This is a genomic window from Vibrio sp. L3-7, from assembly GCF_963898195.1.
GTDB classification, from domain to species: Bacteria; Pseudomonadota; Gammaproteobacteria; order Enterobacterales; family Vibrionaceae; genus Vibrio; species Vibrio echinoideorum.
Genome location: NZ_CAWQUW010000002.1, coordinates 101636 through 115122, shown reverse-complemented (window position 1 = coordinate 115122; position 13487 = coordinate 101636). Strand labels below are relative to the sequence as shown.

Genomic DNA, 13487 nt, shown 5'->3' with positions numbered 1-13487 from the left:
TTCGTCAATTAGTAATCATTTAAATGGATACCATGGACAGTCTTATTGCGATCGCAGCAGCCTTTCTTTATTCAATGGCGATTTCCACGATCATTCCAGGTCTCGTGCACCAAACAGGAATCCGTGTAAAAACGGTGTTTATCAGCGCATTACTTGCTTTAGCTTTCCATGCTTGGTTGCTAGGCGATTTAATCTTTAATGCCAGTGGTCAAAACCTCAGTATTTTGAACGTTGCTTCATTAATCAGTTTAATCATATCTCTGGTGATGAGCGGTGCTATGCTCAAAACCCGACTATGGTTCATTTTACCCGTCGTTTACAGCTTCGCTGCCCTGAATTTAATGGCTGCCACATTTCTTTCAAGCACCTTCATCAAGCACCTAGAAAACGATCCAAAACTGCTAGTGCACATCTCTTTGGCGTTGTTCTCATACGCGACGTTGACTATCGGCGCACTATACGCGCTGCAACTTGCGTGGCTAGATCACAAACTTAAAAAGAAGAAAGCGTTAGTAATCAACCCTAACCTACCTCCATTAATGATGGTGGAAAGACAGCTTTTCAAGATCATTCTTATTGGTAATGGCTTATTAACCGGCACCTTGTTGACTGGCCTTATCTTCGTGCAAGATATGTTTGCTCAAGGGAAGGCACACAAAGCTGTGCTATCTTTTATTGCTTGGGTTATCTACTCCATCCTTCTATGGGGTCACTATCAAAAAGGTTGGCGTGGACAAAAAGTCACTTGGTTTGCCCTTGCTGGCGCCAGCATGCTCACATTAGCCTACTTCGGTAGTCGCTTCGTTCAGGAAATCATCCTGAGCTAATCGGTAAAATAAAGGCAAGGTCTCACATACCTTGCCTTTAAAATATTGAGTGCGATACATTCAATTGACATCTCGACCATGTTCGGTCATAAATTAATCAAGATACACAAATAGGAAAAGAATAGTTTTGGACGACATATCAACGGGTATCTTATTTGCGCTACTCGCGTGTCTCATTGTAATTTCTGGTTATTTCTCGGGTTCAGAAACGGGCATGATGTCCCTGAACCGCTACCGTTTAAAGCACTTGGCCCAAACGGGTCATAAAGGTGCCAAACGCGTAGAAAAACTTCTGAACCGCCCAGACAGATTGATTGGCCTCATTCTAATCGGCAATAATCTTGTCAACATTCTTGCATCTGCGATCGCGACCATTCTTGGTATGCGCATTTACGGGGATATCGGTGTAGCTATCGCTACCGGTGTCCTAACTCTCGTGATCCTCGTGTTTGCCGAAGTAACGCCAAAAACCATCGCCTCTCTATTTCCAGAACGCGTCTCCTACGCCAGCAGTATTTTATTAATAATACTGATGAAGGTATTGTCGCCATTAGTGATTTTGGTTAACTTTATTACCAACGGTTTCATTCGGATATTAGGTGTCAAAGCCAGCCATAATGCGACTGACCATTTAAGCTCAGAAGAACTCAGAACGGTGGTAAATGAAGCAGGAAGCCTGATACCGCAGCGTCACCAAGATATGTTGGTATCTATTTTAGATTTAGAACATGTCACCGTGAATGACATCATGGTCCCACGTAATGAAATCACCGGCATCGACATCAATGATGACTGGAAATCTATCGTCCGCCAGCTCACCCACTCACCTCATGGCCGTATCGTATTATACCGAGACCAAATAGATGAAGTGGTTGGTATGCTTAGGCTACGAGAAGCTTACCGTTTGATGCTTGAAAAAAATGAGTTCAATAAAGAGACACTTTTACGTGCGGCAGATGAGATCTACTTTATCCCTGAAGCGACACCACTCAACATTCAACTGCTTAAATTCCAGCGCAATAAACAACGAATCGGTTTAATTGTCGATGAGTACGGCGATATCAATGGTTTGGTTACACTCGAAGATATTTTGGAAGAGATTGTCGGTGAATTTACGACCTCAATCACACCAAGTTTATCTGAAGAGATCACACCTCAAAGTGATGGCAGCTTCTTAATTGAAGGCAGCGCCAACATCCGAGATATTAACAAAGGCCTGCAGTGGGCACTGCCTACCGATGGCCCAAGAACACTTAACGGCTTGATATTAGAGTACCTTGAGGAAATCCCCGAGAGTCACCTTAGTGTTCAAGTAGCCAGCCATCCGATGGAAATCGTTGAACTAGAAGAAAACCGTATCAAGTTGGTACGCGTATTTCCGCAGGTTGCTAACGGTTAATCGCGAATGGTTAAGTGATTATTGACTAAATGAGTCATACAACCGACTCACTTAACGACTAAAGAAAAGGCCCGGTTCATTGAACCGGGCCTTTTAGTATCTAAAGCGCTCTGTCTCTAGAGTGATATGTATCTAGAGTGAAGCGTATTCAAGGTGAACTAACAATGGTTAGTCGATTTTAAGCTCTTGAAGCATCGACTCTGGCAGTGCCAGTTCATCATTTTTGTTTACAGAGATACCTGCAGCGATGATCGCTTTGGCGATATCTTTCGCTTCATCCAAAGAGTGCATTGCCGCAGTACCACATTGGTATTCGTTCAGTTCAGGGATCTTATTTTGATTCTCAACTTTCAGCACATCTTGCATTGCAGCCAACCAACCCTCTGCCACTTGTTGCTCTGAAGGCGTACCAATCAAGCTCATGTAGAAACCAGTACGACAGCCCATCGGTGAAATATCGATGATCTCTACATCGGAACCGTTCAGTTGATTACGCATAAACCCTGCGTATAGGTGCTCTAGAGTATGGATACCTTTCTCAGATAGGATATCTTTGTTTGGCGCAGTAAAACGCAGGTCAAACACAGTGATGGTATCCCCTTTAGGGGTTTGCATTGTTTTAGCAACACGAACTGCAGGTGCGTTCATGCGCGTGTGATCAACAGTGAAACTATCTAATAAAGGCATTGCTATTCTCCATGACGGTCGGCTTTAAAAAAACCAACTTCGATTGTCTTCTAGTTCTTTGCGGCACTGTTTAAGTTGCCAGCCATAATCTTTTGCTTGTTGTTCGACTTTGCGTGCCACCTTAATCAAAGATGGTTTGCTATTGTATGATTTGCGCTTATAGCCACCACGACCTTCGTGATAAGCCAAGTATTGGTTATACGGGTCCCATAAAGAGACCCCAAGCTGACGACGCGTCTCACTGGTGTACCAACCGATAAACATCAATGCATCATCAAAGTTGGTTCTTGAACCACCGTTATTCGTCGCCTTTTGGAAATCTTCCCAAGCAGGGTCTTGAGCTTGTGCATAGCCGTAGGCACTACTGACACGTCCCCACGGAATAAAGCCCAGAATGTAATCTTTAGGTGGGCGGGCATCATGACGAAAGCTACTCTCTTGCTTAACAAAAGCCATCGCTACGTTGATCGGAGTGCCCCACTTTTCTTGCATATCTAATGCATCGTCATACCACGACGGGTGTTCTCTGAAGATGCTACACAGATTATCTTGCTGTTTAGGCGGTGGCGTTGCACATCCAACCAAAAGGCTAGAGACAACACCAACAGTCACTACAGGTAACCACTTACCACTCGTATGAGTAGGTTGACCTAATAAGGCTTGCTTCCTTTCCACCAAAGTCTCGCTATGCTTTTAGATACGAAAAATAATCCGCTAAGAAACCATCAAAATCTTGAGTGCTGGCTTCTTCACTTTGTTGCTGAGCGATCATAGAACGTTGGACTTCTGCTTCCATCAACTCAGCTGAATAAACTTTATATTGGTGCGCTTTATGCTGTTGAGCGTAAGTTGTTCCTAACGCACAGCCTACTTTACCCAAACCACCTAATTTTTTGGTCTCTTCAAGCAACTGGCCTGAAATAGTCAGCTCTGGGTTGTCGATCCAAGTTTCAAGCGTATCGCAAGTCTCTTGGTAAGCTCGGCCACCTTGCTCATCATCCATCATTTCAGCAATAGAGCGAAGGTCTTTAAATACTCGCTTAGCCCAATTTTGTAATGATAATCTCTCGCCGTCACAACCAATTTTTAGCTCTAAACCAACCTGGCGACCTTCTAAGATTACCTTGTTCCAGTTATCACGCCAGCATTCCAGCTCACAATTATCCATCTCAGCAGAGTCAGTTAACACACTCCACGTTAGGAAGAGATCAAGGAAACGAACTTGCTGTTCATTGATACCAACTGAACTGAATGGGTTTACATCTAAAGAACGAACTTCAATGTACTCGACGCCACTGCGAGCTAATGCTTCAGACGGTTTCTCACCGTTTTTAGCTACACGCTTAGGGCGGATTGGCGCGTAAAGTTCGTTCTCGATTTGAAGAACGTTAGTATTAAGCTGACGGTATTCGCCATCAACCTTAGTACCAATCTCAGCAAACTCTTCTGATGGCGTGCGAATCGCCTCGTTCAAGCCTTCAAGGTACTGTTCGAGACTGTTAAAGCCAATTTTCAATACACTTTGAGCGCTGTTGGTGTAGCCAAGATCGCTCAGACGGAGTGCTGTTGCTTTTGGTAGGTATAAAGTTTCACCAATCTTTTCAAAAGGTAGGTTTGTTTCTCTTCCTTTAATGAAAGAAGGGCACAACGCCGGTGATGCACCGAAGAAGTATGGGATTAGCCAACCAAAACGGTAATAGTTACGAATCAAACCAAAATAAGCATCGGATTTAGCTTCACAACGCGCATCTTCTGCTTGCTCACCAAACAGGCTATCCCAAAAACTTTCAGGGAAAGAGAAATTGAAGTGAACACCTGAAATAATCTGCATCAGACTACCGTAGCGGCGCTTTAGGCCTTCACGATATAGAGTCTTCATCTTGCCATTATTAGAGGTACCGTATTGCGCTAGCTGAATGTAATCTTCACTGCCTACGTAGCAAGGCATAGAAAGCGGCCACATTTTTTCGCCATCTAACTTGGTTTGAGTGAAATGATGGATATCAGACAACTGATTCAAAAGAGTCGGGACATCGTTAGAAACCGGTGTGATAAATTCCAGTAACGACTCAGAGAAATCGGTCGTTACCCATCCGTTCATTAACGCCGATCCCAAAGCCTTAGGGTGCGGCCCAGTAGCAAGGTGCCCATCTTCCGTGTAGCGTAACGTTTCCCTTTCAACACCACGACCAAATTGAGAGAAGGTCTTAGGGTTGGTTGCAACTTGCTTTAGTCGCGCAGCAAAATCAGTCAAAATTCAGTTCACTTATCTTATATCGTTCTGATTAGAACTATCATAAATTAGGTTGGAGGAGAAAAGTAGAGTCTCTTCCCTCCCCCTTTAATGTGTACTCTAACGAATGATTTCAAGCTCTTCTATTGGAATATCTAACTTTTCTAATTGAGGACGAAGCGAAGTCGCATCGCCAACAACGATTATTTGATAATCATTCGGGTCAAACCATTTCTTCGATAGCTCGTTTAACGTCTCTTTCGAGACGGTTTCAACTATCTGATTACGTTGTTGTAGGTAATCTTCATCAAGGCTCAATGCGACAATGTTACTCAACAAACCAGCCTTTTGACTTGGCGTTTCGTATTTGAGCGCATCTTGTTGACCGACCGCAAGGCGCATAAATTTCACCTCTTCGTCAGTTAATCCACTCTGACTAAACTCATTCAGTTCATGAATAAACTCTTGAATCGATGGAACCGTCGCATTTGCCCTTACTTGGGCGCTAAATACCACGGCACCGGTTTCTCGAGTACTCGCAAAATAACCGCTAGCACCGTAAGTGTACGCCTTGTCTTCACGTAGGTTCTGGTTTATACGACTATTGAAGTTGCCCGCTAAGTTAAAGTTAGCAAGCTGACTCAAATACAATTCACCAGTAGCATCAAAAGGTAAACCTTTACGAACTAAACGAACAATACTTTGTGGCGCACCTGGCTTGTCCACTAGATACAAGCGCTGCTCAGAAAGCTCTTTGATGATCTGAGGACGCGTTAATGGTGCTGCGTCGCCTTGCCATTGCTCAAAGAACTGGAGCTGTTTGCTAACCTCTTTCTTCGAGATATCCCCTACAGTAACAATATTAGCCCCCTCAGGAGTATAGTGCTGACTGTAAAACAGTTTTACATCGTCTAGGGTCAATGACTCCAGGGAGGCCTTAGTACCATCACTCGCTCGACCAAAGATGCTGTTACCGAACAACACTTCGCGAGTTGCTTGAGAGGCCATCCAGCTTGGTTGTTGATGTTGGTAAACAATGCCTTCTAGCATTTGTTTCTTAACACGTTCGAAATCTTGACTATCAAACTTAGGCTTAAACAGAACCTCTTGCACTATCGCTAAGGTTTGAGGCAGGTTTTTCTCTAATGTTGATATAGAAATATCCGTGGTATAGCTACCCGCGCTAATGCTAACGCTACTGCCAAGCTTATCTAAGGTAGCCTGCAACTCTTCCACTGTTCGTTGAGTGGAGCCTTCTTCCATCATCGCTGCGGTTAAGTTTGCTAAGCCTTCTTGACCTTGACGAACATAACGCTCACCTGCAGGAAGTTGAATCTGTAACTGCACTGTCGGCGTTTCGTTGGTCACAGTACCAATCAAGTCGATGCCATTTGCATAATGCATGCGATACAACTCAGGCATAGTCGCTTCAACACCAAAGCTCACCTCTGGCATCACGCTTCGATCAAAGGTGTTCGGTGCTTTTCTGAAATTCAGTTGGTCTTCCGTCACCTTACTGTACTCAGGAAGCGTGCGAGCAGGCGTGCTGAAAGTAGCTTCACGTACCGCTAAATCTAACTGTTTTTTAGGAACAACACTCAAAGTAACCTTATTCTTGCCTTCAATAAAATCTTGATAGGCCTTGCTCACACTTTCAGGTGTTACCGCTCTAATTTGATCCAGTTGTGATTCAATGCGATCCGGTTGACCATAGAAGGTTTGGTTAGACGCAAGTTGGGAAACCTTACCCTTTACGCTTTGCAGTGCAAACACCGCATTTGCTTCCGCCATACCGGTAATCTGATCTAAACGTTCTTGCTCAACGCCCTCTTTCGAGAATTGCTCTAAGGTATCCATTAGCTCTTTGTTCAGAACCGTTAAATCGCCTTTTTCACCCGAGTTACCCATCGCATAAACATACATGGTACAAGCCAGTTCAGCACAATCATGGAAAGATCCTGCACTCACCGCTTTTTGAGTTTTGACTAGGTTTTGATACAAGTAACTGTTGGTACCTGAGCCTAGAACATTGGACAGCGCATTTAATGAAGCTTGTGTCTCTTCACCGCGATACGTTGTTGGCCAACCAACTAGCACCATTGGTTGACGAATATTATCTTCTAAGGTGATGTACTTATCTTCAGTCAGTACCGCTGGCTGTTTCTCAGCAGCATCAACTTCCGGGCCTTTAGGGATAGGGCCAAAGTACTTGTTAATCCACTCTAGCGTGTCATCAACATCGATATCACCACCGATAGTTAATACCGCATTATTTGGGCCATACCAACGCAAGAAGAACGCCTTAAGATCATTAACGTCAACACGATCAAGATCTTCAATATAACCAATTGGCTGCCATGAGTACGGATGACCTTCTGGATACAGTGCTTCACCCATGCGTTCCCACATCAAGCCGTAAGGGCGGTTTTCATAACTTTGAGCTCGTTCGTTTTTAACCGTGCCTCTTTGAACCTCAAACTTCTTCTGAGATACAGCGTCCAATAGAAAGCCCATTCGGTCTGATTCTAGCCACAACATTTTCTCGAGTTGGTTAGAAGGGACGGTTTCAAAGTAGTTAGTACGGTCGCGGTTAGTGGTGCCATTTAACGAACCACCCGCTTCAGTAATGATCTTAAAGTGTTGCTGGTCTCCGACATTCTCAGAACCTTGGAACATCATGTGTTCAAAGAAGTGAGCAAAGCCTGATTTGCCAATCTGTTCACGAGCAGAACCGACGTGATAGGTCACATCAACATGAACAAGTGGATCAGAATCATCAGGAGAAAGAATAACGGTCAAGCCGTTTTCAAGCTGATATTTCGCATAAGGAATCACGACTTTATCTTTAGAAGGCTTAACCTCTTCTAACAGAGTGACGCCTTCCGGTAACGAGGAAAAGAAGGGTGTTGAGCTAGGTACATTGTAAGAACAGCCAGCAATGGCGATAAGAGAAAATGTACCAAGTAAAACCTTTTTCATAGGTTCTCCTTAGAAAAAACCGAAGTAAATAGCAGCAAGTAAGCTGTAGCGAGCGGCTTTGCCAATCGCTATCAAAATAACGCTAGGGATAAATTTCATTCTTAACCACCCCGCAGCTAGACACAAAGGATCACCGATGATCGGTAACCAACTAAATAACAGTGTCCAATAGCCATAGCGACTCAGCCAAGCCATAGCCTTATGACCATGCTTTTCAGATTGAGTTCGATTAGGCAACCATAAACCAATCCAATAGTTGGTCAGCCCGCCTAAAGTATTACCGAGTGTCGCGAGAAGAATGATCGATGATGTTGAAAACTGATCTAAGCTCAAGGCTGCCACAAGGCTCGCTTCTGATCCCCCGGGCAATAATGTGGCACTCAAGAAGCCACTGATGAAGAGTACCCACAGCGCCGAGTCAGAGAACCACAGCGCTATATTTTCGAAAAGAGAATTAAAAAACTCTAGCACTGCATATCAACCTTCTTGCATTTTAAGTAGTACCTTGCCTCTGGTGTGTCCGGTTTCAACCTGTAGGTGAGCCGACTGCGCTTCATCTAATTGGTAGATACCTTGAATTTCGGTCTTGAGCAATCCGACACTAACCATGTAAAGCATGGTGTCCATTTGTTCTGGGTTTGGCGCAACCAACATACCTGATGCAGTAAAACCCAGTAGTGTGGCTTTTTCACAGATCAGTTCTGCAGACAAGGTTGGGACTGTCACGACTCTCGCGCCATCTTTCAGGCACTTCAATGCATCAAGTGCCGTATCGCCACCGACCAAATCAATCAGTACATCAACATCGGATACTCTTTCTGATGCTGGAGCAAACCTATAGTTAATCGCATGAGCGCCTAACGTTGCTAAGTAATCAAGATTGGCTTCGCTACACGTAGTGTAAACCTCGGCTTTCGCTGCCACGGCAATTTGAACCGCTAGATGACCAACGCCGCCTGCGCCCGCCAAGATGAGTACGCGATCGCCCTCTTTCACTTCAGCTTTGTTGAGCGCTTGCGCTGCCGTTTGGCTGGCTAGTGGTAATGCAGCTGCCGCTTCTAGAGTCACTGAATCAGGAACCATACTTAATGCCGTTTCTGGGACACACACATATTGGCTGTAACCGCCGCCTTGCAATGGAAAGCCAATAAAGCCGGCAACGTTATCACCAACAGTAAAACGCTTTGCCTGTTCACCTAGGGTGACAATTTGCCCTGAAATGTCATAACCAGGTACCCAAGGCAGGTTATCTTTGTTCTGTGCTGCAGCCCAACCAAGGCCAGCACGGGTTTTGACATCAATCGGATTAATGCCTGAAAAAGAAACTTTAACCACGACCTCCCCGGCTTTAGGCTCAGGAATAGCACTGGTTTGAATACTTAGGTTTTCGACGCCGCCGAATTGAGTAATCGCTATCTGTTTGTTTTCCATTTCCACATTTCCTTGATTGATAAAAGCCCTAGTGAGCAAACACCCTAATTGATAAAAAGAAAGGGATACGAAAGCATCCCTTTGACTATAAACCATTTAATAAGGCGAAGTTAACCGCTCATTCGTAAATTGACGACCAATTAACGTAACGGCTAATTAACGTAACGAGTAACGAGCTAAAACCTAAAATAAACAATAAGTCCATTTGGCCATTAACTCGTTATCCTGTTAACCCACTAAGGCTAAAAGGATACCCGCCGCAACGGCACTACCAAGTACACCAGCCACGTTCGGGCCCATCGCATGCATCAACAAGAAGTTCTGAGGGTTTGCCTCTAGGCCAACCTTGTTCACAACACGAGCCGCCATCGGAACCGCTGATACACCAGCAGCGCCAATAAGTGGGTTAATGTCTTCTTCCGAGAAGCGATTCAGTACTTTCGCCATCAATACACCACCCGCAGTACCAATACTGAACGCTACCGCACCTAAACCTAAGATACCTAGGGTTTCTAAGTTCAAGAATTGTTCAGCCTGCAACTTAGAACCAACACCGAGGCCTAAGAAGATAGTCACAATATTAATCAGCTCGTTTTGCGCTGTTTTCGACAGTCGATCAACCACACCAGCTTCACGCATTAAGTTACCCAGACAGAACATACCTACTAGGGGTGTCGCTGAAGGTAGGAACAAAATCGTCATCAATAGTACAGCCAGCGGGAAAAGAATCTTCTCCGCTTTGCTAACATGACGAAGTTGAGCCATCTTAATTTTGCGTTCTTCCGGAGTCGTCAGCGCTTTCATGATTGGTGGCTGAATAATAGGAACCAAAGCCATGTAGCTATATGCCGCTACTGCAATTGCACCTAATAAATCAGGAGATAACTTACTCGCCAAGAAGATCGCGGTTGGGCCATCGGCACCACCAATAATCGCAATTGACGAAGCATCTGCCATTGAGAATTCCATTCCTGGAACATAATTCAGCAATATCGCACCAAACAGCGTTGCGAAAATACCAAATTGAGCCGCAGCCCCTAACCATAATGTTTTAGGGTTAGCAATCAACGCACCAAAGTCCGTCATTGCACCAACACCCATAAAGATCAGTAGCGGGAAAACACCTGTCTCAATACCTATGTAATACACGTAGTAAAGCAATCCACCTGGATCGGTAAATCCTGCATTTGGAATATTCGCCAACACAGCACCGAAACCAATCGGTAATAGCAGTAATGGTTCAAATCCTTTGCGAATTGCCAAAAATAACAATAAGCAACCAACCAACATCATACAGATCTGGCCGAACTCAAAGTTCGCAATCCCTGTTTCAGACCATAAGGTCATCAATCCTTCCATGGTACTCCCTTACGCTAAGCTTAGTAGTGGAGCGCCTACAGTAACTGCATCGCCTTCTTTAACATTCAGTTCTTGCACAATGCCACTGCGAGCAGCACGAACTTCCGTTTCCATCTTCATCGCTTCCAAGATAAGTAGCACATCGCCTTCAGCAACTTCAGAGCCTGCTTGAACGATTACTTTGAAGATATTACCTGCCAACGGCGCTGGAACGGTTTCTGCGTCAGACGCAGCTTGAGTTGCTTGAGCAGGCTTTGCCGATGGTGTTACAGATGTGAGTTCACCTTGAGGACCAACTTCGACATCATAAACTTGCCCGTCAACCTTCACGCTGTAGCTTTCAATGCTACCAGAAGCTTGTACCGGAGCTGCTGCAACTGGAACCGCTGTTTCTAACGTTGGTGCAGGCTCAAATGCTTCAGGGTTACGGCGATTCTTAAGGAACTTAAGACCGACCTGTGGGAACAGCGCGTAAGTCAGTATGTCATCAACGGTGTCTTCAGCTAAAGAAATGCCATCTGATTTCGCTTTTTCTAAGAGATCTGTCGTTAACGTATCCATCTCTGATTTAAGTAAATCAGCAGGACGACAAGTAATTGGCTCGGCACCATTTAGAACTTTTGCTTGTAGTTCAGCATCAACCTCAGCAGGAGCTTGACCGTATTCGCCTTTCAGTAGACCCGCCGTCTCTTTAGTGATGCTCTTGTAGCGCTCACCCGTTAGAACGTTGATAACCGCTTGAGTACCGACAATCTGAGAAGTTGGCGTTACCAAAGGGATGTAACCGAGCTCTTTACGTACGCGAGGGATCTCTTCCAGAACTTCGTCCATACGATCCGCTGCGCCTTGCTCTTTGAGCTGGCCTTCCATGTTCGTCAACATGCCACCAGGAACTTGAGCAATCAAGATACGTGAATCCACACCTTTAAGTTGGCCTTCCCACTTCGCATACTTTTTACGTACATTACGGAAGTAAGCGGCGATCGGTTCGATCTGATCAAGCTTAAGATTAGTGTCACGCTCTGTACCTTCTAACATCGCTACAACCGTTTCGGTTGGCGTGTGCCCGTAAGTACAGCTCATTGAAGAAATTGCGGTGTCTAAAATATCGATCCCGGCTTCAACTGCTTTAACCGCAGTCGCTGTCGATAGACCCGTTGTTGCGTGGCTATGTAGCGCTAGAGGCACGTCACACGATGCTTTGATACGTGTAATCAACTCTTCCGCTTCATAGGGCTTTAATAAACCAGACATATCTTTGATACATAGAGAATGACAACCTAAATCCTCTAGGCGCTTAGCCAAATCAACCCACGTATCTGAGTTGTGTACCGGACTGGTTGTGTAAGACAACGTACCTTGAGCGTGGCCACCAACGTCAATCGTTGCTTTCACTGCTGTTTCAAAGTTACGTACGTCATTCATCGCATCAAAAATACGGAAGACGTCCATACCATTCTTGTGGGCACGTTCAACAAACTTTTCTACTACATCATCCGCGTAGTGACGGTAACCTAACAGGTTTTGACCACGCAGTAGCATCTGCATTGGTGTATTTGGCATCGCTTTTTTCAGTTCACGCAAACGCTCCCAAGGATCTTCTCCAAGAAAGCGGATACACGAATCAAACGTCGCGCCGCCCCAAGTCTCTAATGACCAGTAACCGACTTTATCCAGTTCTGCCGCAATAGGCAGCATATCTTCGATACGCATACGAGTAGCAAATAGTGACTGGTGCGCGTCACGAAGTACCACATCTGTGATAGCTAGTGGTTTAGACATGCTCATAAACTCCTTTTTAATCCTTTAAATGCTACTTAGCAGTAGACGCACGGTATTGATGAACCGCGGCCGAAATTGCTGCCACAACTTGTGGACTAACAGCAGAAGGGTTTGATTGTGATTTTTGAATTTTTTTAGGTGCTGCGATCGGTTCAGGTACTTCTTCTGGTACCAGTTTTGACATCAACCGAACGAGGTAAACTAGAATAGTTAGGAAAATAAAGACAACGGACATTCCCGTTATCATTAGAGTTGCTGCATCTCCTAGCAGGCTTCCAATATTAGTCATGTTGCTTCCTTTCTTCGTCATCCTGACATAAGTGCAGGATTTCAGCGAATAGTGATCCCGACCCATGGATTATCTCGATTGGTAAAAGTTTGTCAATTTTGTTTAAGGTTCTGTTACGGATAACGCACACATAAGGTTAATTATTCGCCTATCAGATCACATAAATCTGTCAAATACGTCATTTTTAGATATTTAAACTGTGACTTAAACGGAGCTTTTCTTGGAAATGATATGAGAAAGGTGGAATAACAAAGAAGCAATCAAGAATCACTTTAAATACAACAAGTTAAACAACGATAAAATTTAACATTATCGCAACAAATTTACAGCAGACATAAAAAAAGCCTCGTATAAACGAGGCTTTCTTTAATAAGGTGGTGCGCCCTGGAGGATTCGAACCTCCGACCGCCTGGTTCGTAGCCAGGTACTCTATCCAGCTGAGCTAAGGGCGCAACGGTTTCGATATTAAGCTGTTAATTAAAGCAATAAAGCAGTTAAGAC

11 protein-coding genes and 1 tRNA gene are annotated in these 13487 nt (G+C 44.6%); 2 read left to right on the top strand and 10 right to left on the bottom strand.

Features of this window, described 5'->3' with window-relative positions:
* The first annotated feature begins 32 nt into the window (after positions 1 to 32).
* Positions 33 to 827: a cytochrome C assembly family protein gene (locus AACW75_RS02895; protein WP_017072552.1), complete on the top strand. Its 795-nt coding sequence runs from the start codon at positions 33 to 35 to the stop codon at positions 825 to 827.
* Positions 828 to 954: 127 nt separating this feature from the next.
* On the top strand, positions 955 to 2226 hold the full coding sequence (locus AACW75_RS02890) for an HlyC/CorC family transporter (protein ID WP_017072553.1): 1272 nt from the start codon (positions 955 to 957) through the stop codon (positions 2224 to 2226).
* Between the two features lie 168 nt (positions 2227 to 2394).
* Here the strand turns inward: AACW75_RS02890 and luxS are convergent, their stop codons facing one another.
* The 10 genes from luxS to AACW75_RS02840 form a co-directional block, all read right to left on the bottom strand.
* On the bottom strand, positions 2395 to 2913 hold the full coding sequence (gene luxS, locus AACW75_RS02885; protein WP_017072554.1) for an S-ribosylhomocysteine lyase: 519 nt from the start codon (positions 2911 to 2913) through the stop codon (positions 2395 to 2397).
* A gap of 24 nt (positions 2914 to 2937) precedes the next feature.
* Positions 2938 to 3588 carry a transglycosylase SLT domain-containing protein gene (locus AACW75_RS02880; RefSeq protein ID WP_029224698.1) on the bottom strand — a complete coding sequence of 217 codons (651 nt, stop codon included), beginning with the start codon at positions 3586 to 3588 and terminating at the stop codon, positions 2938 to 2940.
* A 10-nt stretch (positions 3589 to 3598) separates the two neighbouring features.
* Positions 3599 to 5167: a glutamate--cysteine ligase gene (gshA, locus tag AACW75_RS02875; protein WP_145570464.1), complete on the bottom strand. Its 1569-nt coding sequence runs from the start codon at positions 5165 to 5167 to the stop codon at positions 3599 to 3601.
* Between the two features lie 99 nt (positions 5168 to 5266).
* The gene (locus AACW75_RS02870; RefSeq protein ID WP_145570462.1) at positions 5267 to 8125 is read right to left on the bottom strand and encodes a M16 family metallopeptidase; all 2859 of its coding nucleotides are present in this window, start codon (positions 8123 to 8125) and stop codon (positions 5267 to 5269) included.
* A gap of 9 nt (positions 8126 to 8134) precedes the next feature.
* Complete coding sequence (locus AACW75_RS02865) at positions 8135 to 8596, bottom strand: YqaA family protein (protein WP_004735497.1); 462 nt, start codon at positions 8594 to 8596, stop codon at positions 8135 to 8137.
* Between the two features lie 6 nt (positions 8597 to 8602).
* Positions 8603 to 9556, bottom strand: coding sequence for an NADP-dependent oxidoreductase (locus AACW75_RS02860; RefSeq protein ID WP_145570460.1), 954 nt, complete (start codon positions 9554 to 9556; stop codon positions 8603 to 8605).
* 228 nt (positions 9557 to 9784) lie between these two features.
* Positions 9785 to 10915 (bottom strand): sodium ion-translocating decarboxylase subunit beta, encoded by a 1131-nt coding sequence (locus tag AACW75_RS02855; RefSeq protein ID WP_017072559.1) that lies wholly within the window; start codon positions 10913 to 10915, stop codon positions 9785 to 9787.
* Positions 10916 to 10924: 9 nt separating this feature from the next.
* A complete protein-coding gene (gene oadA / locus AACW75_RS02850; protein ID WP_145570458.1) occupies positions 10925 to 12697 on the bottom strand; it encodes a sodium-extruding oxaloacetate decarboxylase subunit alpha in 1773 nt (590 codons plus the stop codon).
* Between the two features lie 31 nt (positions 12698 to 12728).
* Positions 12729 to 12986, bottom strand: coding sequence for an oxaloacetate decarboxylase subunit gamma (locus AACW75_RS02845; RefSeq protein WP_004741884.1), 258 nt, complete (start codon positions 12984 to 12986; stop codon positions 12729 to 12731).
* A gap of 375 nt (positions 12987 to 13361) precedes the next feature.
* Positions 13362 to 13438 (bottom strand) — tRNA-Arg (locus tag AACW75_RS02840).
* Positions 13439 to 13487: the final 49 nt, after the last annotated feature.